This window comes from Ureibacillus sp. FSL W7-1570 (assembly GCF_038593265.1).
GTDB lineage: Bacteria > Bacillota > Bacilli > Bacillales_A > Planococcaceae > Ureibacillus > Ureibacillus suwonensis.
Window position 1 is genome coordinate 2,585,817 of the sequence record NZ_CP151979.1, and the last position, 25,119, is coordinate 2,610,935.

Below are 25,119 nucleotides of genomic sequence, written 5' to 3' on the forward strand. Positions count from 1 at the left end.
TGAATCTGGATAACCTTTTTTATTCGGTCGATGGGGTTTGCTTTTTCCAAAATATTGCAATGGTGATGCTGACAACCAGGATAATGGTTGCAAAATAGAAAGGGAAATTAAAATTCATATCAAATAAAATACCGCCGATAATCGGCCCGAAAATATTTCCGATGCTTGTAAACATGGAGTTCATGCCGCCAACAAACCCTTGTTCATCTCCCGCAATTTTTGAAAGGTATGATGTAATTCCGGGACGAATCAAATCAAATCCGACGAAAACAATCCAGCAGGTTAACATGACAGACCAGTAAGAATCGACGATGGTCATCACAAAAACGAGTAATGCGGACAATATTAAGCTTAGACGGACGACCATGATTTCCCCCAATCGTCTCGTCAATTTATCAAACAAAAGAATTTGTGCAACTGCTCCCACTATTCCGCCCCCTGTCACGATGATGGCGATATCCCGAGGGGTAAATCCAAATTTGTGATCGACAAAGAGACTGAATAATGATTCAAAGGAAGACAAACTGAAAGTCGAAAGGAAAATGATGATGAAAGAGATGAAATACACTGGCATGAAAACACGTTTCCAGCCGACCTTTTGCCCTTTCATAATGTCCGGTTGCTCCCTGCGTTCCGGTTCTTTCAACAGGAAGATGGAAGCAATGGCGACAACCGCTCCTAAAACACCGGCGGCAAAGAATGGAACACGAATGCCGAATTCCGCCAAAAATCCCCCGATACCGGGTCCTATGATAAATCCTGTATTAATGGCGGCAGACATAAAACCAAGGGCTTTTGGGCGTTCGTTCTCTGAAGTGATGTCCGCAATAAATGCCGTAATGGCAGGCATGATGCAAGCGCCGCTGATTCCTCCCAATATCCGAGAAAGGAAAAGGATTTCAAGGGTCTTCCCGATACCAAATAAAAACTCGGAAAAACTAAATAAAAAAAGACCGACTATTATCATGATCTTCCGTCCATACTTATCGGTCCATTTGCCTGTTATAGGAGAGGCTATCAATTGTGCCAACGCAAAGGCGGCAACCATATTTCCCACCACGGTACCGCTTATGGATAATTCGTTCATCAGTGATGGCAGGACAGGGATGACGAGGCCGATGCCGACAAAGGTGATGAATATATTGCTGAGGACCAATGCCAATGCTATTTTTTGTGATTTCGAATTCATAAATATCCCCTTTAGAGTAAATTCTATCGATTTCTTGCAAGATGCTTATATATCAAGGTTTGGCGAAGAGAGTTGAAAAAGGTCTATTCCTATTTAAACCTTAACAAGGGGAAACAGTCAAGAAATTATAAATTCTTTGCATAAAATAGAACTTTCAATAAAAAAACTCAAAAAAAAAAAAGGATGGCGGTTCACCATCCTGACATGATATGGAGTTTGTGGAAGAAAATTTTTCATACGGACCATTCGTCGTCGAAAGGGGTGTTTCAATATTATGGGAATGCGAATTCGGAGAGACTATCCTATTTACAATGGAGGAAACAACATTGAATTTCAAAAAATCCACCATCAGCCAACGATAAGAAGTAACAGTTGAGGATACATTCGCGTCCAGACCATTCCGATTGTGAGGGGGCAGATATGAAACAAATACAGGCTCTTTCAATTGCATGATGAAAAGTGATGTTGACTTATTATCAAAGGCTGTATTTGCTCATATTCACAATGTCGGAAATGGGTATCCTTCTTTGATATTTAAAAGATGTTATTCATATCTGATTTTTTCTGAGAGATTACCGTACAATCTTATACTGATATTTTGTTTTCACCTCCTTTCATTTACATCATATTCACTTAATAGTTTTTTGAAGGGGCAATCAGCCAGATTTTTAATAATTAAAGAAAATTTTTACTAGATTGTTGAGAGATAAAAGTCTATAATTACTAAAATATGAGGGGGAAATGAAAGTGCTAAAGTTACATAAAAAAATACCATTTTTCTAAAATAGAAAAATGGTCGTTTACATTTTATCCGTCACTTCTTTAAATTCGCCTGTGATAATGAGCCTGTATTTATTTGAGTAAATTGGGTGACAAGTAATGAGTGTTACTAAAGATTGATCTTCCACTGGCAATATGACTTCAACGGCTGTAGGTTTCACAATTTGGCTGTTGATGACGTTAAAGGTATATTTTTTTGTTTTAGTCTCAATAATGAATTCATCACCTTTTTCAAGTTCGTCCAAACGGTTGAAGAACTTTCCAAATGTGGCGGTACGATGTCCGGCAATTGCGAAGTTGCTGTTTTTATCTCCCAATGAAGATAACGGGCTGCTATTAGTCAAATGACCGACAGCACTCTCCATATTTTTTTGGCTGGCTCCTTCGACGATGGGGGTTGTCAAGTCGATTTTTGGAATCGTAAGCTTTCCAATCATATCCCCATCATTGAAAGAAGTTGGCTCCGTATTGCCCAAATCATCTTCGGAAGTGGCGAACTCGATCGATGAGAATTCTTTCTCGAGCTTGTGCTGTTCATAATATATTTTTATTTTCGTAAAAGCGACAAATGCAAGAATGGCAAGACCAATCAATAACAATAGGTTTCCGATTTTTCTTTTCATGTTCTCATTCCTTTTTAATTGTAAAAAAGAAGAGGGCGGGGCACCCTCTCAAATTAGATTATTTCGTTGAAACGTTTTCTTAAAGCCAACCCCGATAAGATTAATAGCATTGAAGCGAATAGTAATACTGTTGAGTCAATAGCTGAACCAGTTACTGGTAATGTAGCTGTGTTGTTTGTACCGCCTTTTCCAGAAGGTGTGTTGCCGCCAGTTTTTCCGTTGCCAGATGGAGTAGTTTGGTTTTTATCGTTATTAGATCCACCGCCGTTGTTTCCGCCGTTATTATTGTTGCCGCCGTTGTTATTATTGTTGTTATTGTTGTTGTTATTGTTGTTATTGTTGTCTCCGCCGTTGTTATTGTTGTTGTTATTGTTGTTGTTATTGTTGTTATTGTTGTTATTGTTGTCTCCGCCGTTGTTATTGTTGTTGTTATTATTGTTGTTACCTTGTTGGTTTTTACTTACGTATTTTTCATCTTCTGCAACGCCTAAATGAACGTCTCCAAGAAGCGGAGTGTTTTTAGTGTCAACAATAACTAAACCGCTGTGAGTATAAATGTATTTATCTGTTTCAACTTCTTCTTTTTCAATTACACCAACGTGTGCATCGCCAAGAGGCGTATTTTTTAGGTTTACATTGGCAACGCCGTTGTAATTGTATTTGTAATCTTTATCAGTTACTTGTTTTGATTGAAGTACGCCGGCATCAATATTTCCAAGGATTGGATTGGAAACTTCGGCTAACACTAATCCGGAATTTTGAGTAGTATTAGTTCCTGATTTAGTTGTTGTGGATTCACCAACTCCAACGTGTGCATTACCTAATAATTTGGAATCTTTAATATCCACTTTTGCAATGCCAGAACTTGTGTAAGATCCGTCTTTGCTTTGCTCGGAACCTAGCACGTCAACTTTCACTTCACCTAACAATCCACCTAACAGATTTCCGCCAAGTCTAACTTTTACAAGCGCATTACTGTCGTCTGTGTCTTGAAGTTTTGTAGGATCTTTTGTCACTGTAGGTGGTAAGTTAGTGTTATTACCTCCTGTGCTGTTATTGTCGCCTTGTTGATTATTTTGTGTTGTATTTGTAGTTGTGTTTGTGTTTGCAGCTGTGTTTGTGTTGGATTTTGTATCTGTATTATTTGCTGTAAGAGAATTAGTTAAAGTTTTAACTAAATCTGTAGCAGTATTTGTAAGAGATCCAACTAAATCATTATTTTTTGTTGCTGTTTGATCTCCCGCTGTTGTTTCTTCAGCGTGAACATTATCAGAGAAAACTACGAAACTTAAAGTCAACACTAAGGCAAACAATGCAGCTCTTAGCGATTTAACAACGATATTTTTTTCCATTCATCATTCTCCTTCTTTTTTATTTTTTTAGATTGAAAAGAAGGAGATTTGAATTGGAGGTTTATCTAACGGTGGTTTCAGCCATTGATCCGATAAGGCTATTTCAAGAGATTTTAATCTTGATCTATCAGCTATTGACTTTAATATATCTTGTGAGATATATCCAACAATTTGAGATTGGCCATCAAATCCATTGGAAGATGAACCGGAGGAATTGCTATTGGAATTCGAATGACTTTGAGTTGGTGCAATTTCTTTTGGTGATGAAAGATTTCCTATTCTCTCTCTTACTTCTCTTTGTGTTTCTGTTGCTCTTTCAATCGCTTGAATGAAATTGCTTGCACCACTAATGATCATTTGTTTTCCGTTATTTAACAACTCATTCAATAGTTGACCAACTGTAGGGTTTGAATTGTCTACAATTTTGTTGTCAACATTAGCGGATGGTTCATTTGCTGTTACGCCATCTTTGTTTGTTGAATCGTTTCCAGGCGTATTTGCAGAACCGTTTCCATCATTAGGGTTCGGAATGTTTCCTGTAGAGTTGCCGGAATCTTTTCCGGAATTTCCTCCAGAATTATTGTTTCCTGGATTGTTAGAAGAATCGTTGTTCCCTCCGTTGGATTGTCCGTCTTTTCCACCTTTTCCATCCTTGCCGGAAGGCGGTTGGATTGTTTTTTGATATTCTCCGATACCAATGTGGGTTTCATCTAATAAGTCGATGCTGACAATCCCACCTGATATGGATTTTGAGTTTTCTGTTTCGGTAATTGTTGTTCCTAGAACATCGAGACGGTTGTTTCCGAGTAATGAGTGAGTGAGATTAGCCGTAACAAGTACGGATTCGGTTTTTGTGAGAGTAGGTGATTGATACTGATTTACTTCCCCAACGCCAAGATGAAGGTCTCCCACGACATTGGATGAATGGTCGACTGCAACAATCCCGGATTGGGAAACCGTTACGTCTCCTTTTGTTTGTTTATTCGTTTCAAGGAGACCAACGTGATTGCTACCTAAAAGATTATTGTTCAAGTCTAATTGAAGAACACCTTTAGATAGCGACGATTCTCCTACCTTCTCTTCACTCTTACTAGAAACAACTCCTACACCTAAATCACCAAGCAGCATAGAGTCTTTCAAGCCTAAACTTAATAATCCTTGGCTGGATTTTTTCGTTTCTCCCTCTTGACTCTCGCTACCTGAAAGAAGACCTAAATTAACGTCTCCGGTGATCGGTTTCAATAACATGGAGTTTTGAATACCGACATTAAGAACGCCACCGGACTTCTGTTGTGCGTCGTTTTTTGCTGAAAGCAGCTTGACGTTTGCATTTCCTAATAATTTTGTATTTAATCCGAGGTCTAATACGCTTCCATCAGTCAATTTTCCTTCTGGTGTCGACTGGCCAGAAAGAAGACCGACTTCCAATAAATCGGATACTCCCAAGGAAAGCAAACCGCTTTTGCCACCCTCAGTCGAAATGCTGATTAGTGAGTTACTGTTCCCGATACTAATGTTTATACCTAACAGATTGACACTAAGCAGCGGTTTATTTGATTTCACTTTCACAACAGAATCGACGCTGTTTTGGTCAGCTTTTATTTGGCTATCAGCTTGGATGCTCGCTTCTTTTTGGCTTGTGGCACTTAAGTTTTCTTTTTCAACGGCAACGGCATTATTTGCATCTACTGTATTTTCGGCGGTTTTAATTTGTTCTTCAACTTTAGTGCCTAAGTCATTTAGAAGCCCTGCATCAGCAGCTGTTTTTTCCTGAGTTGATTCCAGTCCTGAATGGGTATTTACCGAATTATCACTGTTCCCCACATCAGTGTAGGCATATTCAGCAAGTCCTCCGTCAACATTCACTTCGTTTGACGAAACGCTCAATGTATTTGATCCCGCACTCTCATTGTCGGAAATCTCAAGATCTTTTGCAAATGAAATAGAAGGCGATCCTAACACGAGAACAACGGCTGCTATGATTACCGATATTCTTTTCATTTTCTCACCTCCTTTCATAACACAAGTATTACCATAAAAAATCATAATTTCAATACAAAATTTACAAGTTCATAATTTAGAAAAAATTACATTAGTATAGTCCGAAGGGTGTTGTTGGACATTTTTCTTATTTTTATAGTAAAAAATACCCTTTACAACGATATATAAACAATAATTAAAAATGATATATAATATTTTTTAATTGTAAGTGGAAAAACAGAGAAATGTAATTAGGAATATTGGAGTTTTTTTAAATTGGCCGTTTTATGATAAATGTAGTATAAAGCGGGTATTTCATTTCAACGAATTTATAACGATAGAAACATATGTTTATAAAAAAGGGGCAAAACAACGATGAAAATTAATAAAATTATTGTTCGTCATTTGAAAATGCCGATGAAACATCCATTTACAACAAGTTTTGGCACAATCAATGATAAATCATTTTTGTTATTGGAGGTCCATACGGAAGAAGGAATCGTCGGTTTTGGGGAATGCGTCGCTTTTGAGGCGCCCTGGTATACAGAGGAAACCGTAAAAACCTGCTGGCATATGCTGGAGGACTTCCTTATTCCAATTATTTTGCAGAAGGACATCAGCCATCCCAACGATGTAACAAAACTGTTTGAAAGCATCCGGAAAAACAAAATGGCGAAAGCATCAATCGAGGGGGCGGTGTGGGACATTTATGCGATCGCATCCAATCAACCCCTTGCAAAAGTTCTTGGCGGAACCAAAGAAAAAATAGATGTGGGCATCAGCCTGGGGATTCAACCGACGATTGAAAAGCAAATAGAAGTCGTTGGTAAATATATTGCCGAAGGATATAAAAGAATAAAAGTGAAAATAAAACCGGGGTGGGATGTGGAAGTCATCAAAAAACTCCGTGAAACATTTCCGGATGTTCCGATGATGGCAGACGCCAATTCCGCATATACTTTAAAGGACATTGATATATTAAAACAATTGGATGAATTCAATTTAATGATGATTGAACAGCCGTTAGCCTATGATGATATCGTCGATCATGCGACATTGCAAAAACAGTTGCAAACACCCATTTGTTTGGATGAAAGTATATTATCTTTGGAAGATGCACGGAAAGCTATTGAACTGGGCAGCTGTGGCATCATAAACATCAAAATCGGACGGGTTGGGGGGATCTCGGAAGCAATCAAAATCCATGACTATTGCAAATCCAAGGGCATACCGGTATGGTGCGGGGGGATGCTGGAGGCTGGGATCGGCCGGGCACACAACATCGCTTTAACCTCCCTGTCCAACTTTGTTTTGCCCGGAGATACTGCCGGGTCAAGCCACTATTTTGAAGAGGATATCATCCAGCCGGAAGTGGTTGTCGAGGATGGGACAATTCGGGTGCCCCAAACAGTTGGCATCGGTTATGAGCCAAATCGAAAAGCGATTGAAAAATATACGGTCTCTTCAAAAACCTATAATTATATATGAAAGTTTTCCATCTGTTTGAAAAGAAATGGGGGAAATGGTGAGAAATAGTATAAAAATTGGGGGAGCCTTTGTCGGATTAATGATAGGGGGAGGGTTTGCCTCAGGACAAGAAATCATGTATTATTTTCTCTCCCATGGTTGGCACGGACTTTTCGGTGTTGCTGTTGCGAGCGCATTATTTGCATTTTTGGGGATGAGCATTGCAATGCTGGGCCATTCTTTAAAAACCGCATCCCATAAAGAAGTTGTACTTTTTATCGCTGGTCCAACGATTGGATCCATCATCGATTGCCTCATCACAGTGTTTTCGTTTTGCATCACTGTTGCCATGTTTGCGGGGGCGGCAAGCGCTTTTGACGTGCTGTTTGGAATGAATGGTGTCATTGGCGGTCTGCTGATGATGGGGTTTTCAGTAATTACGCTGATGTTCAACGTGGAAAAAATTATTGCTATCCTCGCAATTACTGTACCGTATTTAATCGTCATTATCGCCATCATTGCAATTGCGTCCATTGGTTCCATGGACAGCGGTTTTACAGAACAGATGCAAATGGCGCAATCACCGTCCACAGGGCATTGGTTGATTGGAGCTTTGTTATACGTTTCATACAATTTGGCGGTCGGGCTGCCCATGCTTGCGGTAATGGGCAGCACGGTAAAAAGCAAGAGAGAGGCGGGGATGGGCGGAATCATTGGAGGCTTTTTGCTTGGTGTCCTCATTCTATTAGTTTTTGTTGCATTGCTTTCAAAAATGGATGCAATGATAGGGAAGCCGATGCCGATGCTATGGATTGCGATGGATGTTCATCCCGTCTTTGGCATATTGATGGCCATCACTTTAATAGTAATGATTTATAGCACAGCAGTGGGGGTACTTTATTCTTTTGTTGTGCGCTTTGTGTCTCCAAAATCCAAAAACTATAAACTGTTCGTCATTTTTTCCGCATTGGCCGCATATTTTGCGAGCTTTATAGGATTTACAACCATTGTAGGAACGGTATATTCCATCATGGGCTATTTGGGATTGATCATCATAGCGGTTATTTTATGGACATGGGTGAAAAGAAAAGGGATGTTGCCTGAGTGAAAACTCAAGCTTTTTTCAATAGAAGAACCAATTTGCCGGTATGTACATAACAATAAGTAATGGCATTTTACCTTTTAGGAGGAACAACTATGTTTCCATATCGGCAATATCAGTGGGAAAGCGGCATGTTACAACCTATTCCGCCCGCCTCCCAAACAAATGGCCCCTTTGTTGTCGCTTATCAATTCAGTGATGTAACAGGTGATGGAATTGCTGATGGGATTTTTTTGATAGCCACCAAACTGAATGACAGCCCTTTACTGAACAACATGAGCCTTGTTGTGCAAAATGGTTTTACCCATGAAATATCAGTCTATCATTTAAAAGAAGTGGCGGGTTATAATCCGACTATTTGGACGGGTGATTTGACAGGCGATCGGGTGGACGATATTTTGGTGACCGTTCAATCGGGAGGAAGCGGAGCGATTGTCTATGCTTATGTATTTTCATTTATCAGCGGTAAGTTAGGGAAAATTTTTGATTCAATAAAATTTCATGAAGATTGCCAATATGAAGTGAAGTATGGAAACTTTGCCGAAGTCGTTGTGACAAGCAGAAACCCAAATATGCGGTATATATTAAATATTCAATATAAAGGAAAAGAATATTTAGATGAAATTTACAACGGGAATGGAAAGCTGAAAGAACCGATTGAAGGGTGGGTAGATCCGATCAGCGGAATTTATCCGATTGATTTGGCCGGCGACGGGAAATATTCATTGTTGACGATGGAACAGATTGCAGGAAGATACCATGCGGACAGTTTAGGATTTGTTGAAAATGTATTGAATTGGAACGGTTTGGCATTTGAATCGGTGAGACAACAGGTTGCAATAAACGGAGCAAGTTTTTAAGGTATTTTTGGTTAATCAGTACTTAGGGATATAGTCAATAAAATGATAAAAGGCCGCTTCTCAATGGAGACGGCTTTTTTTGTGTTAAATAAAGTACTGCCAGGTAATCTGTTTTATTTTAAAATGGTAGTAAGCAAAGAATCATTCCTTATAATAACGGCGATAAAGAATAGCTTCTCCCCTGGTTGCAGCCCGGATGAAGAATCAAAGGTTAGGAAGTGGCGCTATGGAACAATTGAAGAGTTACAAAGAACTATTTCCTTTTTTTGAGGGTATCAGTGCAAATGAAATGAAAATAAATTATGTGAAGAAAAAGTTTCCGAAGGGCGAAACGATTTTTCATGAAGGGGACAGTTGTGCAGGTGTCCCATTTGTAACGAAAGGTTGCATAAGGGTTTCGAAGTTTGGAAAAAACGGGAAAGAAATGAGCGTTTATCGGGTAAATGCAGGAGAAACTTGTATTTTAACGGTCTCAAGCATTCTTTCCAATGAACCCTATCCTTTGACAGCCACTGTGGAGAAAGATGCGGAAGCCATCATCCTTCCCTATCAGGATTTCAAATTATTAATGGAAGTAAACCCGCATTTTCAAGAATATATCTATAAAACGATAAGCCTCAGGTTCCTGGAAGTGATAAAAATAATAGATGAAGTGATTTTTCAAAGCATTGATGAGCGACTGGTAAAGCATTTATTAAGATATACAAAAAATGACGGCGATTTGATTGAAACGACCCATGATAAAATTGCGACGGAGATCGGTACAGTGCGGGAAGTGGTCAGCCGTCTATTAAAAGAAATGGAGAGAAAAGGGTGGATCCAACTCTCAAGGGGGAAAGTGACCGTTGTTGAAAGAAGTAAACTGGAAGAGTTGATGAAAGATAAAAAATTGTAAATTTCGTGAAATCGTGATTTTGTCACTGAGAAATCGGCCCCTGTTATTTACTATGAATAAAAATGGAAAAAGGGGGCTATCACATGGGTTCAAATGTTGGTACTGCCGATCGGGTCATCCGTATTATTCTTGGCCTGGCCATCCTGTCGTTACTGTTTATATTGGAGGGAAATCTTAAATATCTCGGATTAATCGGATTGATTCCTCTGATTACGGGACTGGTGAAGTATTGTCCGTTATATTCGCTATTTAAAATTAATACGTGTCAAAAAAAATAAAAGTGGCTGTGAAAGGCCACTTTTTGTATGGCTAAACAACAGGAAGGGAGCGCAATGCTTCCTCTGCACTTGGAAATGAAGGCTTCATCAAAAGCAAACGTTCAATATAGTTTTTCACTTCTTCAGGCAATTGCAATTCTTCTTGCCAGCATCTTTCTCTGCTTTCTGTCGGAGTATAGTCGGAGTATAGTAAAAAGAGCAGGAAATGGCCGAGGAGATATAGGTCACTGCAATGGTTTTCCGCCTTTTTCGGATTCTTGACCATATCGATGGTTTCATTCGGATTCAGATAAGTGGCCAACCCAAAATCAATGATGGAGAGTTTTCCTTGGTGTATTAAGACATTGGGAATCCTTAAATCACGGTGTACGATTCCTTTATTGTGAATTTGGACAACCATTTGAAGAAGCAGTTTTAATATGTGTATGGATTCAGGAAGGGAGTAGACATTGCCTTCCTCGAAAATCGTTTGTTCAAAGGTGCGGCCTTCCATATAATCCATCACGAAGAAAGGGATATTTTCAAGTTCACCAACCACAATCACGGAGGGGACAAAGGGCAAATCCAATTCTTTAAGAATTTGAATTTCCTTTTGAAATCGATGGCGCATTTTTTTGGAATTGCGATGTTTTGTTTTTAAACGTTTCAGGACATATTTTTTTCCGGTATGTTCTTCGATTAATAGATAGGTTATTCCGTAAGCGCCACAACCGAGTACCTTTGAAAAAGAATAATTTGTGTGGTCACTTATATATGTTTGGAACAAACGGTGGTACTTGTTTTCAAGAAAATCCCGAATCATCGTTTAACTGCTGAAGAAACCTCTTGAACTGAAGAAGCTACCGGAACGGAAAAAACCGCTGCTTTTATGTCCCCGTTTATAATAATGATGTCCATAATAATTATGCTTTTTTGTGTATCTTCTATAGTTGGAAGAGGAGTTGCGTTTTTCACTGAAGGATTTGAAAAATTTTTCGATCATGCTCGGCTTCCTCCTTAACACGAACCTTTTATTAATATGTACGAATTAATTGAAAATAAGTTTCGCCATAAGTATGGATTCAAATAAGTTTCAACAATTTTCAAAATGGTTTGCAAAACGCCGAAAAAGCAACCTTTATAAACGGGTATTTTTTTGATATAATACCAATTAAACATATTAATAAACTAGGTATAAACGGTCGGTGTAGGAAATAGGTAATTTTGCATATTTTACAAGATCCATCTTTAAGCAAAATGTGATTTCGAAAAAAGGTTTTTAAAACGGAAAAGCCCCCAATTTTCCATGGACCAGCATAGTTGCCCATGCAGTGATGGTTGTATGGCATACATTGAAAATAGTTTGAAGTAGAGGGGGAAAAAAATGTATCCATACAACAATGATGACTATAATGGGAATTTTTTTAATCAATTTCAAGATGACAATGTAAGTCGTCGAGGTTTTCAGGGAGGGCGACCAGGTGCTCCTGGAGGATCAGGCGGTTTCCCAGGCACACCCGGTGGGTTTCCTGGAATACCAGGCGGATTTCCAGGGGGGCCAGGCGGATTTCCGGGGACACCTGGTGGCTTCCCAGGGACACCAGGAGGGTTTCCGGGAGGTCCAGGCGGATTTCCAGGCACACCCGGTGGATTCCCGGGAACACCAGGCGGATTTCCAGGTTCACCAGGTATGCCGCCTTTTGGAGGTCAAATGACTCCTCCAACAGCCCCGCCACCAAGTTTTACACCTCAATTAAGCTCTTTCCAAGGAACTGCGGAATTTAGTCGCCGAAGCGGTGGCAGAGGAATAGGAAGATGCTTTTTCCGCAATACATTTATTTGGTTGACGAATGGCAATAGTTTCTGGTTTTATCCGGTGTTTGCTTTAGGAAACTCCATTTTCGGTTTCCGTTGGAGAGGAAACCGGGGCTGGGTATACGATGTTCTAAATCGCCAACGCATCGCATTCTTCCAATGCTATTAATCCATAAAAAGGAACCTATGTTTAAAGGGGAAGATTTTATGAATCCCTTTAAACATAGGGAACCCTTCATCATTATTCTACATAGTTCATTTTTTTGACGAATTAATGGGTTCTTTTTTTTATTCTCAAAGAATAATCATTAAAAAGAATGGAGGAGGGAAGACATGATTGAAAAAATACAGAAAGCCCGTGAAAAAGTTTTGAATAGTGTTCGCCACTTGTCTGACGAGCAGTTAAATGAGAAGCCCGGAAAAGGGAAATGGTCCATTGCCCAAGTTTTGGAACATCTGTATCTAATGGAAATGAATACAGTGGACGGAATCATGGAAACGCTATCAAAAAATGAATATAATCCTACCGAAGAAAAACCCATTCATCAAATGCTGGATCGCACAATAAAACGGGTGGCACCGGATGATTTGACGCCTTCTGACAAGTTTCAAACGTTGGATGAACTGGAACGAAAATTAAACAATTCAAGGGAAGCGTTGATAAAGAGCATTGAAGGGGTCAGCGAAGAAGATTTGGAGAATAAGTCCTTTATCCATAGAAGATATGGATTATTGTCCATACGTCAATGGGTTTTGTTAATCGGTTATCATGAAGAGCGGCATTTGCAGCAAATTGAAGAAATTAAAGAAAAATTATTAAAAAAGGTAAATTAAAATAACACCTTCGATTATCACAAGGAATAATCGAAGGTGTTTTGTTGGGCGGTTCTCACATACCGGCAAGGAATTCTCTGATAAGTTCAATAATCCCTGCAGCTTTTCCTTCATTAAGGTATAAGAGAAGATCTTGAACAAATTGCAAAATGTTATCCATCTTTAGACCCCCCATTTCCGAAATATAGTGTCTATTAATTTTTCTACAAGACTAAATTGCTACTACTTTCGGATGGAAGTCAAAAGTTATTTTAGTAAAATTTTTGTGAACAAATAAAGTAACTAATAAAAGAAGATGAAATTCGCTTTTTGATCTGTAGAGAAAAAAGGCAGATTCCCCATCTGCGGCATTCATTTCCTCCGCTGTTTGACGTCCTTTTTCCCATGGTAGTCAGCAACAGCCGCTTTTGCCATTGCGAGCAAAAGGTTTTGCTGTTGCCCCCCTGTTATAACCATAATTCTCTAAATTGCGATGGTAAACCAACTCGTTTCAAGTTGATCCTTTCATTGATAGAAAATGAAACTATAGAAGATAGTGTAAATTGATTACATGAACTATTTTTAGCCCAATCCGCCTGAATAGCGATTCTTAAATTCGACTTCCTAAAACGAATCTCACAAACTTGCAAAATTTCGAATAATTTTTCATTGAATTCAATATATATACTATAAAGTTGTGTCTATTTTGTTGCGAAGCAGGTAATTTTTTTTTACAGAACGAATAAGGGGGGGATTGGGGTGGCCATGGCTGCCATTGCTTTGACCGTTTTTGTTATGTTCATTCTCTCGCAGATGGTTTTATATATTCAAATAAAGAGAATGGAGAAAGCAAAAGAATATAAAGAAATAACCCAAGACTATATATTGCCTTATTTAAATGAAATTTTTTTATTTCTGGAGCTGAAATTGGATGTGCGGAAAGAAACGGGTGTCCCGATGATCGATATCAATCCGGAAGAAATTGTAACGAAATTGCAGGAAAAGATCCGTTACGGAAATGCCAGGATTTTGAATGCGCTTTACCGCTATTTCAATTCGGCGGCGTATTTTGAAGGGCGGGGAGAGGCGAAAAACCTGGCAACCTATGATGTGTTTTATCATTTTTTGGATCACGCTTATCACATCATTGAAAAAAGCGGATTCAAAGATGAAGAATTATTGGGTAATATAGAAAAATGGCAAAAAATCTATGGCATGGCATTTGTTTTAACTTCGATATTGGGCAACGATGAAGCGATAAAAATCCTTTCCTTTCGATGGCTATGGAGTCCTGATTTTTTAAATAAAATCCCCTTCCATTTACTGGATGACTTAATCGATAATTATAACCATTCCACTATGGAAGAACATAAGCTGTTGGAGTTTTTGGCAATCCTTAAGAAAGATTTTCAAAAGTCGCCTGAAATTGATCGATTCCAAGAATTGAAGAATTATTTGGAAGAAGCGTTCATGATTGTGGAAAAAAGATGGCTGAATTATAGTAGCTGACTTTGGCTGCTTTTTTATTGTTGAAACTTCTATTTTTGAGAGGTTATTTATATATAATATTATAGGAAATTTTCGGACCAGTATTATTTAGTAGAAAGTAAGGTGAAACGATGAAAGCTTATATCTTAAAACTATCGTTTGAAGGGATAACACCAGAAGTTTGGCGACGGATTATCATACCCGCTGGAGCTACATTCAATCGACTGCATGAAACAATCCAATATGTAACGAATTTTAAAAGCCGCATGGAACCTTACCATGATTTTAGTTTTCCTATGGAGGACGTCATCATCACAAATAATGCGGAACTTATTGAACAGAAAGAAACGGATGGAAAGAAGGTCAAGCAGCCAACTCGCATTAAAATTGATCCATATATTGAGAAATACGGAAAACTGCTTTATCAATACGATTTCGGAGACCAATGGGAAATTTCGGTTATTTTGGAGGACACAGTGGACGATTATTACTTTGGCTACCCGACTTTGTTGGATGGGGGAGGCATGGCGCCGCCTGAAGACGTCGGGGGAGCGGCTGGATATATGGAATTTCTGAAAATTATTCATGATCCCACTCATCCAAGATATACAATAAGCCGTGAATGGGCGGAGAGGGTCGGATATAAGCCGTTAAATATAGAAAGTATCAATCATTCCTTAAAACACGTGAAATTTAAAAAGACCGAATGGGAACAGATTCATCATGAAAATTACGTGGTGTTATCCGATAAATATCGTGGTTCGGAAGTGGTCGATGCGGAAAAAGTGGCAAATAAAGACTTGATTTTAGATTACATTGTCAGTTGCACGAATCTGTATGGCATTATTCCAAATTATAAAGTGATACACATTTACAATTTGCACAACAAGCCGAAAATTACAAGCAAAGATTTGCAAGCCATTACAACAGATGCACATTATAAAAAACTGCTCGAGGAATCCAATGTCGTTGTAAAAATGGATCGGTTTATCCATAAAATCCTTGAAGAAAATAATATTACGGAAAAATTGGAGCAGGTTGTAGTTGGCAAGCCTTATTACATTCCGGATAAGGAGGAATTGCTTTGCTATAAAAATGAACTCTATTATGAAGAAACAAAATATCACCGGGAATTGGGAAATTGGCTTGAAAGGGCGGAAAGCCGGGAAAGAAAATCCGTTCAGGAAATTTTGCGTGAACTCAGTTGGAAAATGAAAGCCATGAATTATAAATTCAACATCACCATGAGGGAATTTTTAAATCAATTTGTGTTTGCAAATATCAATGAAGTGAACGAAGTGACAAGAATGTTATTTTCCGTGGCGAATGTAACAAGAACTTGGGACAATCGGGGATTTACCCCAAAAGAATTGTCGGAGCTTTCCAAACCTAAACCAACAAAAGTGGCAGTGGGCGCGAAAATCGGCCGGAATGATCCTTGCCATTGCGGAAGCGGGAAAAAGTATAAAAAGTGTTGCGGACGATAATAGAAAACCAAGGTGGCCTTACAAGTTCAAGTCTTCCTATGGACTTGCAGGCACCTTGGTTTTTTGATGTCATTTTATTTCGATGGTACCGCTGGATACATCCAAATCGATCCGGTATTTACCGGAACCGTATGTTCCCCGCAAACGGTTATTTCCGCTTTCCTCATTTTTCAGAGGGAAACGATTTTTGATTGTACCGCTTGATATTTCACCATTTAACGTAAAATCGCTATCTTCCGGTAAATCGAGGACGATGCGTCCCGAACTTACTTCCGTTTCGATATTACCGACCAACTTATCCATTTGGACGGATACATTTCCGGATGCGACATCAATATCCAGTTCTCCGGTAAAATGTTTCATATCTATATTCCCTGAAGCCACTTCCAACGAGGCGTTTCCCGCTTTTAATGATTCGATGTCAATATTTCCGGAACCGACTTCCAATTCCAATGATTGCAGTACAGTATCATCCGACAACTTAAAATCAATGTTTCCGGATCCCACTTCCACTTTTAAATCACGGTCGTAGTTTTCAGGAATCGTAACCGTCAATTTTGTTTTTCTTCCAAAATTCAGCAATGAAAACCACTGGCGATGATATTCTATTTCAATTGTATCACCTTTTTTGTTAAGGTTGACATTCCCTTTTCCTTTTAATTCCGCCTCCACATAGTCCTGATTTTTGGAAATGATGGTTGTATCCACACCTTTGATATCCAGCTCGATGGAATCGATTTTGTTTGTTACTTCCGCCCGGTGTTCCTGGGATAAGAACCAATTAGGGACATTGAAAGCCAAACTGATGAGCAGCAATAAAATGACGATGGCTAAAATGATTTTCTTCACAGGAGTTCTCCCTCCTAAATATTGGTTTATGTTTATATTAGACAAAAAAGGGAGGGACAACAACACCCTGCGGCTTTATTTCGCTCTAGGTCTTGAGATGTAGTTTTGTTAAGAGGGGGAACCAAATTTTGAAACTATTGAATAAGAAAAGGATCAGTCATGTTGCTGAACCGGGTGTGTATCTTCTATGACTTTGATCGGGCGCATCATGTCGTGGTCTTCATGTTCAAGCAAGTGACAGTGCCAAATATAGTTGCCTGTATGTTCTTTCCAATGCATGATGACTCTTGTCACCATGCCGCTGGGAGCTTTTACTGTATCTTTCCAGCCTTTTTCAAAATCTCGTGGCGGCTCCGGGTCACCGGTAAACTCCAGAATTTTTCCATTGCTTTCTTGGTATAGTTCCAAATTAAATGGCTGACGATCGAGAATCTTGAATTGAACCAAATGAATATGCATTGGATGGGCAATAGGCGTCGCATTAATAAATTCCCAAATTTCGATGCTGTCCATGGACGGTTTTTCTGTACATGGATCGTGGTACATTTTGTTATCCAGCATCATCATGATTCGGCCGTATTTGTCACTGCCGACAGATAGGGGCAATTTTCGGATGACATGGGCATGATGATCATGTAATTCCATCATTTCTGCAAGTTTCGCCGGAATTTCACTCGTATCCTTTCCTTTTAATGGCTTCGTCACACGGAATTGCATAATATCTCTTTTCGGTTGGTCTTCATCAAATAAAGTATTGATCAATTTGATTTTTTCCCCTTTGAATCGGGAGAAATCGACAATGACATCGACCCGTTCTGCCGGCATCAATTCGATGAATGTGACTTCAACCGGCGTTTCCAAGAATCCTCCATCCGTACCGATAAGATACAAAGGCGCCTCGTTTTCGAGCTGAATATTATAAGTGGAGCTGTTGGAGCCATTCAAAATACGGAATCGATATTTTCGGGGTTCCACATCCAAATAAGGCCAAACTTTTCCGTTTACAACCATCAAGTCTCCGTTGAAAAATGGCACTATGGTTGGGATAAATGGAGTCGGAATAGGGAAGGGTGCATCTTCCGGCGGTCTGTCTGGATAAAACAGCGAACCATCTTCATTGAAAGACTTGTCTTGGAGAAGAAGGGGGTATTCATAATCACCCTTTGGCAAATTTAAACGGTCTTCCAATGAATCACGGATGATATAAAAACCGGTCAAACCCGCATATACATTCAATCTTGTCATGGCCATTGTGTGATCGTGATACCAAAGGGTGGTTGCCGGCTGGTGGTTTGTATATTCATGAACTTTTCTTTTGAACTTCGGTCCGGTATATTCATAATTTTGTGTATACCAAGCTTCCGGATGGCCGTCGCTTTCCCAATTAACATTGGCTCCATGGAGATGGACAACGGAACGGACTTCCGGAGAGTCTCCCACGCCGTGCAGTGAGCGGTCGACAGGAAGGAAATGCTTTTTTGGAAGTTTGTTCAAATACTTCACGTAAAGTTTTTTGTCTTTTCTTGCCTCGATTGTGGGGCCTGGGTAGAGCCCGTTATATCCCCAGACTTTTGTTAAAGGGAAATCCCGATGAAATCGATGATATGCTTCCCTCATTGTGATCTCAACATAGGAATTGGCCGGATAGTCAGGATGAGGTGTTGGTTTGGCGACAGGCGGTTTGTGCAAAGGTGTCACAAATTTTGGAACCGTTGCAGGATCTTTCGGATTTACTTTCCTTTTTGACAATTTTCCACATCCTTTAGTCATATTTTATTAACTATCGTATTCATAGGCGGGAGTGAATGTTTCTGGGAAAATCAAAGACGGGTAAGAAAAATCATCAAAAGTTTATAATTCCAATTAATTTTATAGAAATATAAAAATATAGTTGACAATGTGAAGCCTTTTATTTATGATAAATATCAAATTCAATAATAATAATAATAATAAGCCAACTAAACCAATTAGAGGCTCCTTTATCAATGTGTTGATAAGGGAGCTTTTTGTTTTGATTCGGAGGTGGGGATCATTGAGTGATCAATGCAGTATGGAGTGTTTCATGATCTAGACGAAGATGAAAAGTGAATTACTGGAAATTTTGAATTATAAACAGAGTAAATTGATTGGGGTAATTTGTTTTTGGTGGTTGTAAAACGGAAAAGTGCCAACACTTGTCCTTATAAAGTTATTATTCTATTTTGGCAAGTCTACTGTTGGGGCTTTTTCTTCAAAAGGAAAATAGCCGGGGATTGGTATACAAATGGATACAATCCTCATAAAAATATCGCATTAAATACAACTAAATTAATAGGAGTGATTAGATATGACAAAAAGACAATTGGCATTAGGCGCATTCGTTAATTTGCCAGGCCATCATGTGGCAAGTTGGAGAGATCCGAAAACAGAGGTAAGAAAAATCACAGATTTATCCTATTTGACGGAAATTGCCCAAATTGCTGAACAAGGCAAGTTTGATAACTTATTTTTTGCGGATGTTTTTGGGCAACCGATTTTGGAGAATGCCCACTCCGGTTTAAAGTTGGACCCCGTTGTGATCATTTCTGCGTTGGCGGCGGTGACGAAACATATCGGTTTAACGGCCACATTGACAACGTCTTATAATGATCCATTCCACGTAGCCCGTAAATTTGCGGCGATTGATCATTTATCAAACGGTCGTGCGGCTTGGAATGTGGTGACATCCGCAAATGAACGGGAAGCATTGTTATTTGGCCGCGATGAGCATTATGCCCATGCAGAGCGTTATGAACGGGCCAATGAATTTGTGGAAGTGGTGAAAAAGCTATGGTTCTCCATTGATCAAGAGGCACTCATTATCGATAAGGAAAGTGGCCGCTATTATGACTTGGATAAAGTGACGGAAGTGAACCATGAAGGAAAATTCTTTAAAGTGAAAGGTACATTGGATGCACCTTCTACACCGCAAGGACATCCGGTCATTGTGCAAGCAGGTTCGTCGGAGGCGGGAAAAGAATTGGCCGCAAAAACGGCGGAAGTAATTTTCACCGCATGGCAGACACTGGAGGATGCGCAAAAGTTTTATCGTGATGTCAAAGGCCGGTTGGCAAAATACGGCCGCGATCCGGAAGACTTAAAAATTATGCCGGGTGCTTTTATTATAGTAGCGAAAACAGAAGAAGAAGCGAAAGCAAAACATGAACAATTGAACAACTATATTACGCCGGATGTAGGATTAGCATATTTATCCAATTATGTTGGATTTGATTTATCGGATTATGACTTTGATGGACCAATTCCGGATTTCGAAGGTCAACAACGTGATCGTACAAATCCAAACATTCGGACGAATATCGTCAAGGGCATTGTCGAAAGAAAAGGGCTAAAAACGTTGCGTGAATTATATAACAATATTGCAGGCGCCCGCGGTCATCGTGAAATTGTGGGGACACCGGAGCAAGTGGCGGATCAATTGCAAGAATGGTTTGAAAACGAAGCGGCGGACGGCTTTAATATCATGCCGCCAACATTCCCGGAAGGCTTTAAAGATATCGTTGAGCTTGTCATTCCGGAATTGCAGCGCCGGGGCATCTTCAAAACGGAATATAAAGGCACAACATTGCGAGAAAATCTTGGCTTGAAACGACCTGTCAATCCGTTTATCCGATCAAAAATTACACAATAGTAACCCCCTCTGAATTCATTGGAGGCTCCTTTATCTTAGGTGATGGGTAGTGGAGCCTTCGGTTTAAAAAAATGTTTATCCTAAATGGTCCAGGTTGCCTTTCGTTGAGGGCATCATTCAACTGCAAATTAATTTGCTGGAAGAACCAAGTAGTCCCTCTTAAGAAACATACAGATCAGTCGATTATGGAGGGACGACCCAGCATTATGCACTATAAATATAGTGAATATATTGATAAATGTTTTTTAAGGAGGTAAGCAATGGATAAAATCAGATTCGAAAAGGTCACGAAAACCTTTTTAATTCGGGATGAAAAGAAAAAAGGCGCACAACGGGAATTTACCGCCATTCGGGATATCGACTTTTCCGTAAAAGAAGGGGAGTTCATAACATTAGTGGGTCCGAGCGGATGCGGGAAGTCCACGTTGCTTGATTTGTTGACTGGTTTAACCCGGCCTACGAAAGGGCGCCTTTTGATTGATGGCCGTGAAATCACGGGTCCAGGGTTGGATAGAGGAATTGTGTTTCAACAATATGCGTTGTTTCCTTGGAAAACCGCGCGGGGCAATATAGAGTTCGGGTTGGAGGCAAAAGGGATTCCAAGAAGTGAATGGAAAGAGCGGTCGGAATATTATTTGGATTTGGTAGGATTAAAAAAGTTTGCCGACCGATATCCCCATGAACTCTCCGGTGGGATGAAACAGCGGATAGCCATTGCACGGAGTTTGGCATTTGACCCGGATGTGCTTTTAATGGATGAACCGTTTGCCGCACTGGATGCCCAAACCCGGGAAACATTGCAAAGTGAGTTGCTGCGGATTTGGCAAAAAACAGGAAAAACAATTATATTTGTTACCCATGGAATTGATGAAGCGGTTTATTTAGGGGAAAGGGTGGTTGTACTGACAGCGAACCCGGGCACGGTGAAAAAGATCGTGGATATTCCGCTAAAACATCGTTTGGAGGATGCGGATATTAAGTCGAATCCGGTATTTGTGGAGAAACGGCATGAGGTATGGAATCTGTTGCATGAGCCGGAATTTATAGGGGCACATATTTAAAAGAAAGGGGTTATGTAAATGGTATCATTTGACAAACCGGTGCAACTGGATGGGAAAGGGAAAATACAAAAGGCGTCAGCCCATTCAACATCATTTTTGGGAAAAGCCTTTAAAAAATCCATTGTACTCATATTATTTGTCTTGTTATGGGAAATTGCGCCGCAGTACGGACTTGTCGAAAAAACATTTTTACCGCCATTTTCGGAGGTGGTACGTGCCTGGTGGGACTTGCTGGTGACGGGAGAATTGTGGAGACACTTTGAAGCAAGCATTTTGCGTTCATTATTCGGTTTTATCCTGGCATTAGCAGTGGCCATTCCTTTGGGATTATTGATCGGTTGGTATCCGTTGGCGCGGGATTTATTCACACCGATTTTGGAATTGTTCCGCAATACAGCGGCATTGGCATTACTGCCGGTATTTATTTTAATTTTAGGAATCGGTGAAGTGTCCAAAATTGCCATTGTCTTATTTGCTTGTACATGGCCGGTATTATTAAATACGATTTCTGCCGTGAAAAATGTGGATCCATTATTAATTAAATCAGCACGTTCGATGAATATCTCATCTTTTAAATTGTTTTATAAGGTGATTTTACCCGCATCTGTACCGACAATTTTTACAGGAATCCGCATGGCGGGTACAGGAGCGATTTTAGTGTTGATTGCGGCCGAAATGGTGGGTGCAAAAGCTGGACTGGGTTATTTTATTACGTATGCCCAGTACAACTTCCTAATCGCGGAAATGTATGCCGGTATTTTGACAATCTCCTTGTTGGGATTATTAATTAACTATGGACTTTCAAGTGCGGAGCGATATTTTTCCAGTTGGAAACAATAAATTTAATACCAATTAAATTTGTAAATTTAGTTGTGAATAGCGCCATAACTGGAATAGAAAGGTGAGTAAAAGAATGAAAAAGCTTTTGTTATTATTACTGGCTTTAGGATTATCATTAACGATTTTAACAGCATGTGGCAGTGATTCGGAAAAAACAGCGGGAGCAAGCGGTGATGATAAAGGATCAAACGGCCAAGATAAAGTCTTGCAATATACGGGATCACCTGGCACTGTATCATATCCGGAATTGGCGGAAGCATTAGGATATTTAGGGGATCTTAAATTAGACAGGGTCAGTGACTCGACAGGAGGCCCTGAAAACATTCAGTTAACTGCAACGGGTGAAATCGACTTTGGTTCAGCATTTAACGGAGCGATCATTAAGTCTTATGCCCAAGGTGTAAAAATTAAATCTGTCATTGGTTCGTACGGAAGTGATGAAAATACCTTCATGGGTTTTTATACTTTGGAAGATAGTGACATTAAAACAGCAAAAGATTTAATTGGAAAAAAGATTGGCGTTAATACGTTAGGGGCCCATGCGGAATTTGCAATCAAACAGTTTTTGCGTGATAACGGATTAACGGAAGATGAAATCAAAAAAGTTGAATTGGTTGTTGTCCCAATGGCAAGTGCGGAACAAATTTTACGGGCTGGCCAAATTGACGTTGTGCAACTTAGTGGCATTTCAAAAGATAAGGCGATGGAAAATGGCGGTATTCGCCCTGTTTTAAAAGATATTGATCTATTTGGCGAATTTACAGCAGGAGCTTATTTCTTTACAGAAAAATATATTGAAGAAAATCCGGACACAGTGAAAACTTTTGTGGAAGGTGTGGCAAAGGCGATTGAATGGGCAAGAACAACTCCACAGGAGGAAGTCGTTGCGAAATTGGAAGAAATCGTTTCATCCCGTGAAGGCAATGAACCGACAGAAAATCTGAAATATTGGAAAAGCACAGGGATAGCGGAAAAAGGCGGAGTAATTGCGGAGAAAGAATTCCAAATTTGGATTGATTGGTTAGTGCAAAACGGAGAGTTGAAAGAAGGGCAAGTGAAATTAGAGGATTTATACACAAATGAGTTCAATCCTTTTGCGAAACAATAGAATGAAATATGTACCGGAAAAGAAGAACATGAGAAGTTCGCGATAATCTTTTATCTTTACACTAGATATGAATTTTTCCGATAAACCCCCATTCCAATGTGGGGGTTATTGGAAAAGGGAGTGCGGAAAGTTGGATCAAAAGCTTTGGACAAAGGAATTTATCATTATTTCCTTAGTCAATTTTCTATTGACCATGATGTATTTTTTATTGATGGTCACAATGTCAAATTACGCAGTCGAAACATACGGTGCAAAGGTCAGCACCGCTGGACTGGTAGCAAGTATTTTTGTCCTTGGGTGTCTGGTAGGAAGGTTGGCATTGGGAAAGCTGGTAGAGCGGTTCGGCTTGCTGCAAGTACTCATTTTCGGGTTGCTTGGAATCGTGTTAGTATCGTTGGGCTACTTTCTTGCGTATAGTGTTGCGACATTATTGCTTATCCGTATTTTGCATGGTTTTACAGTGGGAGTTGTCAGTACAACGGCAAGCACCATTTGCGTTCGGATTGTACCTGCCGCCAGGAAGGGAGAAGGAATCAGCTACTTTAGCTTAAGCCATGTTCTCAGTTCAGCGATCGGTCCATTTGTTGGGATGATGTTAAACCATTTAAATAATGGATTTCAATGGATGTTTGCTTTAAATATAGTGACCGTATTGATTTGCATGTTCATTATCAAACTGGCGGGATTACAAGTGCCAAATATGGAGAAAGCGGCAGTGGACGGAAAGCCGAAAATCTGGAATATCTCCAATTATATCGATAAACAGGCAATTCCAATTTCTTTGTTGATTATGTTGTTCGGTTTTTGTTTTTCCAGCGTGACTTCCTATTTAATGTTATACGGAAAAGAAACGGGATTGATTAAGGCAGCCAGTTATTTCTTCCTCATCCATTCCTTATGTATCCTTTGTTCAAGACCATTTACAGGAAAAATCATGGACGCACGGGGAACGAATATTGTTGTATACCCCTGTATGTTACTGTTTGCGACCGGGATGTTTATTTACAGCCAATCAACAGCCGATTGGATGATTCTAATAGCGGCTGCTTGTATGGGATTAGGTTTTGGCAACATCAATTCGGCCGCGCAGTTGATTGCAGTGAAAAATGCGGATCCTGACCGTTTGGGTCTGGCGACAGCAACGTACTTTATATTTATGGATTTAGGTTTCGGTTTAGGCCCCTATCTTTTAGGCCATATAATAGAAGGCATCGGCTTCCGGATGTTATATACCATGGCGTCCTGCATTGGACTAATTTGTATACCGATTTACTATAAGATTTATGGAAACAAAGAAATCATTCCTATATTGGAAGATAAATAAAAAAGGTAAAAATAGCCGCATTCAAAGGAGCAGATGCGGTTACATCCCGTGTAAACGGTATGTCACATCAATTAAGGTGTTTTCACCGCCTTAGTTATTGCTTTCATTTTACACGAGCTTACTAGTTAACTAGAGGCTACTATTCCTTCGTAAAAAAGGAAT

Annotated in this window: 22 protein-coding genes; 13 read left to right on the top strand and 9 right to left on the bottom strand. The window is 39.6% G+C overall.

Annotation, left to right across the window (positions count from 1 at the left end):
* Nucleotides 1-19 precede the first annotated feature (19 nt).
* The 4 genes from NST13_RS12880 to NST13_RS12895 form a co-directional block, all read right to left on the bottom strand.
* On the bottom strand, nucleotides 20-1,189 hold the full coding sequence (locus NST13_RS12880) for an MFS transporter (RefSeq protein ID WP_342580737.1): 1,170 nt from the start codon (nucleotides 1,187-1,189) through the stop codon (nucleotides 20-22).
* Nucleotides 1,190-1,989: 800 nt separating this feature from the next.
* Nucleotides 1,990-2,592 (bottom strand): class D sortase, encoded by a 603-nt coding sequence (locus NST13_RS12885; protein ID WP_342470631.1) that lies wholly within the window; start codon nucleotides 2,590-2,592, stop codon nucleotides 1,990-1,992.
* Between the two features lie 53 nt (nucleotides 2,593-2,645).
* Entirely contained in the window at nucleotides 2,646-3,944 is a 1,299-nt protein-coding gene (locus tag NST13_RS12890) for a hypothetical protein (protein ID WP_342580738.1), read from the bottom strand.
* Between the two features lie 27 nt (nucleotides 3,945-3,971).
* Nucleotides 3,972-5,945 (bottom strand): hypothetical protein, encoded by a 1,974-nt coding sequence (locus tag NST13_RS12895; RefSeq protein ID WP_342580739.1) that lies wholly within the window; start codon nucleotides 5,943-5,945, stop codon nucleotides 3,972-3,974.
* 354 nt (nucleotides 5,946-6,299) lie between these two features.
* On the opposite strand from NST13_RS12895, the gene menC reads away from it, so the two are divergent.
* The 5 genes from menC to NST13_RS12920 all read left to right on the top strand — a co-directional run bounded on the left by menC (nucleotide 6,300) and on the right by NST13_RS12920 (nucleotide 10,526).
* The gene (gene menC, locus NST13_RS12900) at nucleotides 6,300-7,412 is read left to right on the top strand and encodes an o-succinylbenzoate synthase (RefSeq protein WP_342580740.1); all 1,113 of its coding nucleotides are present in this window, start codon (nucleotides 6,300-6,302) and stop codon (nucleotides 7,410-7,412) included.
* A gap of 37 nt (nucleotides 7,413-7,449) precedes the next feature.
* Nucleotides 7,450-8,499: a hypothetical protein gene (locus NST13_RS12905; protein WP_342470627.1), complete on the top strand. Its 1,050-nt coding sequence runs from the start codon at nucleotides 7,450-7,452 to the stop codon at nucleotides 8,497-8,499.
* An 89-nt stretch (nucleotides 8,500-8,588) separates the two neighbouring features.
* Entirely contained in the window at nucleotides 8,589-9,353 is a 765-nt protein-coding gene (locus NST13_RS12910; RefSeq protein ID WP_342580741.1) for a VCBS repeat-containing protein, read from the top strand.
* Nucleotides 9,354-9,579: 226 nt separating this feature from the next.
* Nucleotides 9,580-10,248, top strand: a complete 669-nt coding sequence (locus NST13_RS12915) for a Crp/Fnr family transcriptional regulator (RefSeq protein WP_342580742.1) — start codon at nucleotides 9,580-9,582, stop codon at nucleotides 10,246-10,248.
* 83 nt (nucleotides 10,249-10,331) lie between these two features.
* On the top strand, nucleotides 10,332-10,526 hold the full coding sequence (locus NST13_RS12920) for a DUF2892 domain-containing protein (protein ID WP_342470624.1): 195 nt from the start codon (nucleotides 10,332-10,334) through the stop codon (nucleotides 10,524-10,526).
* 31 nt (nucleotides 10,527-10,557) lie between these two features.
* On the opposite strand, the gene NST13_RS12925 is transcribed toward NST13_RS12920, so the two are convergent.
* The 3 genes from NST13_RS12925 to NST13_RS12935 form a co-directional block, all read right to left on the bottom strand.
* On the bottom strand, nucleotides 10,558-11,328 hold the full coding sequence (locus NST13_RS12925) for a protein kinase (RefSeq protein WP_342470623.1): 771 nt from the start codon (nucleotides 11,326-11,328) through the stop codon (nucleotides 10,558-10,560).
* Nucleotides 11,329-11,331: 3 nt separating this feature from the next.
* On the bottom strand, nucleotides 11,332-11,508 hold the full coding sequence (locus NST13_RS12930) for a hypothetical protein (RefSeq protein ID WP_342470621.1): 177 nt from the start codon (nucleotides 11,506-11,508) through the stop codon (nucleotides 11,332-11,334).
* A 421-nt stretch (nucleotides 11,509-11,929) separates the two neighbouring features.
* Nucleotides 11,930-12,241, bottom strand: a complete 312-nt coding sequence (locus NST13_RS12935) for a hypothetical protein (protein WP_342470620.1) — start codon at nucleotides 12,239-12,241, stop codon at nucleotides 11,930-11,932.
* Between the two features lie 412 nt (nucleotides 12,242-12,653).
* Between NST13_RS12935 and NST13_RS12940 the strand changes: the two genes are divergently transcribed.
* From NST13_RS12940 to NST13_RS12950, 3 genes are all read left to right on the top strand, one after another.
* Entirely contained in the window at nucleotides 12,654-13,154 is a 501-nt protein-coding gene (locus NST13_RS12940; RefSeq protein WP_342470619.1) for a DinB family protein, read from the top strand.
* 738 nt (nucleotides 13,155-13,892) lie between these two features.
* Complete coding sequence (locus NST13_RS12945) at nucleotides 13,893-14,642, top strand: hypothetical protein (RefSeq protein ID WP_342580743.1); 750 nt, start codon at nucleotides 13,893-13,895, stop codon at nucleotides 14,640-14,642.
* 110 nt (nucleotides 14,643-14,752) lie between these two features.
* A complete protein-coding gene (locus NST13_RS12950; RefSeq protein ID WP_342580744.1) occupies nucleotides 14,753-16,108 on the top strand; it encodes an SEC-C metal-binding domain-containing protein in 1,356 nt (451 codons plus the stop codon).
* A 69-nt stretch (nucleotides 16,109-16,177) separates the two neighbouring features.
* Here NST13_RS12950 and NST13_RS12955 read toward each other — a convergent pair whose 3' ends face one another.
* Both NST13_RS12955 and NST13_RS12960 read right to left on the bottom strand, forming a co-directional pair.
* Entirely contained in the window at nucleotides 16,178-16,957 is a 780-nt protein-coding gene (locus NST13_RS12955; protein WP_342580745.1) for a DUF4097 family beta strand repeat-containing protein, read from the bottom strand.
* Nucleotides 16,958-17,110: 153 nt separating this feature from the next.
* Nucleotides 17,111-18,727, bottom strand: a complete 1,617-nt coding sequence (locus NST13_RS12960; protein ID WP_342580746.1) for a multicopper oxidase — start codon at nucleotides 18,725-18,727, stop codon at nucleotides 17,111-17,113.
* A 556-nt stretch (nucleotides 18,728-19,283) separates the two neighbouring features.
* On the opposite strand from NST13_RS12960, the gene NST13_RS12965 reads away from it, so the two are divergent.
* The 5 genes from NST13_RS12965 to NST13_RS12985 all read left to right on the top strand — a co-directional run bounded on the left by NST13_RS12965 (nucleotide 19,284) and on the right by NST13_RS12985 (nucleotide 24,957).
* Nucleotides 19,284-20,624 carry an LLM class flavin-dependent oxidoreductase gene (locus NST13_RS12965; protein ID WP_342580747.1) on the top strand — a complete coding sequence of 447 codons (1,341 nt, stop codon included), beginning with the start codon at nucleotides 19,284-19,286 and terminating at the stop codon, nucleotides 20,622-20,624.
* Nucleotides 20,625-20,884: 260 nt separating this feature from the next.
* Entirely contained in the window at nucleotides 20,885-21,685 is an 801-nt protein-coding gene (locus NST13_RS12970; protein ID WP_342580748.1) for an ABC transporter ATP-binding protein, read from the top strand.
* Between the two features lie 18 nt (nucleotides 21,686-21,703).
* Nucleotides 21,704-22,525, top strand: coding sequence for an ABC transporter permease (locus NST13_RS12975; RefSeq protein WP_342580749.1), 822 nt, complete (start codon nucleotides 21,704-21,706; stop codon nucleotides 22,523-22,525).
* A 73-nt stretch (nucleotides 22,526-22,598) separates the two neighbouring features.
* Complete coding sequence (locus NST13_RS12980) at nucleotides 22,599-23,633, top strand: ABC transporter substrate-binding protein (RefSeq protein ID WP_342580750.1); 1,035 nt, start codon at nucleotides 22,599-22,601, stop codon at nucleotides 23,631-23,633.
* A 130-nt stretch (nucleotides 23,634-23,763) separates the two neighbouring features.
* A complete protein-coding gene (locus NST13_RS12985) occupies nucleotides 23,764-24,957 on the top strand; it encodes an MFS transporter (RefSeq protein WP_342580751.1) in 1,194 nt (397 codons plus the stop codon).
* Nucleotides 24,958-25,119 lie beyond the last annotated feature (162 nt).

Excerpts from the sequence above, each read along its gene's own strand:
- NST13_RS12880 (WP_342580737.1), bottom strand. The coding sequence starts at position 1,189 with ATGAATTCGAAATCACAAAAAATAGCATTGGCATTGGTCCTCAGCAAT.
- NST13_RS12885 (WP_342470631.1), bottom strand. The coding sequence starts at position 2,592 with ATGAAAAGAAAAATCGGAAACCTATTGTTATTGATTGGTCTTGCCATT.
- NST13_RS12890 (WP_342580738.1), bottom strand. The coding sequence starts at position 3,944 with ATGGAAAAAAATATCGTTGTTAAATCGCTAAGAGCTGCATTGTTTGCC.
- NST13_RS12895 (WP_342580739.1), bottom strand. The coding sequence starts at position 5,945 with ATGAAAAGAATATCGGTAATCATAGCAGCCGTTGTTCTCGTGTTAGGA.
- menC (WP_342580740.1), top strand. The coding sequence starts at position 6,300 with ATGAAAATTAATAAAATTATTGTTCGTCATTTGAAAATGCCGATGAAA.
- NST13_RS12910 (WP_342580741.1), top strand. The coding sequence starts at position 8,589 with ATGTTTCCATATCGGCAATATCAGTGGGAAAGCGGCATGTTACAACCT.
- NST13_RS12915 (WP_342580742.1), top strand. The coding sequence starts at position 9,580 with ATGGAACAATTGAAGAGTTACAAAGAACTATTTCCTTTTTTTGAGGGT.
- NST13_RS12920 (WP_342470624.1), top strand. The coding sequence starts at position 10,332 with ATGGGTTCAAATGTTGGTACTGCCGATCGGGTCATCCGTATTATTCTT.
- NST13_RS12925 (WP_342470623.1), bottom strand. The coding sequence starts at position 11,328 with ATGATTCGGGATTTTCTTGAAAACAAGTACCACCGTTTGTTCCAAACA.
- NST13_RS12930 (WP_342470621.1), bottom strand. The coding sequence starts at position 11,508 with ATGATCGAAAAATTTTTCAAATCCTTCAGTGAAAAACGCAACTCCTCT.
- NST13_RS12940 (WP_342470619.1), top strand. The coding sequence starts at position 12,654 with ATGATTGAAAAAATACAGAAAGCCCGTGAAAAAGTTTTGAATAGTGTT.
- NST13_RS12950 (WP_342580744.1), top strand. The coding sequence starts at position 14,753 with ATGAAAGCTTATATCTTAAAACTATCGTTTGAAGGGATAACACCAGAA.
- NST13_RS12960 (WP_342580746.1), bottom strand. The coding sequence starts at position 18,727 with ATGACTAAAGGATGTGGAAAATTGTCAAAAAGGAAAGTAAATCCGAAA.
- NST13_RS12965 (WP_342580747.1), top strand. The coding sequence starts at position 19,284 with ATGACAAAAAGACAATTGGCATTAGGCGCATTCGTTAATTTGCCAGGC.
- NST13_RS12970 (WP_342580748.1), top strand. The coding sequence starts at position 20,885 with ATGGATAAAATCAGATTCGAAAAGGTCACGAAAACCTTTTTAATTCGG.
- NST13_RS12975 (WP_342580749.1), top strand. The coding sequence starts at position 21,704 with ATGGTATCATTTGACAAACCGGTGCAACTGGATGGGAAAGGGAAAATA.
- NST13_RS12980 (WP_342580750.1), top strand. The coding sequence starts at position 22,599 with ATGAAAAAGCTTTTGTTATTATTACTGGCTTTAGGATTATCATTAACG.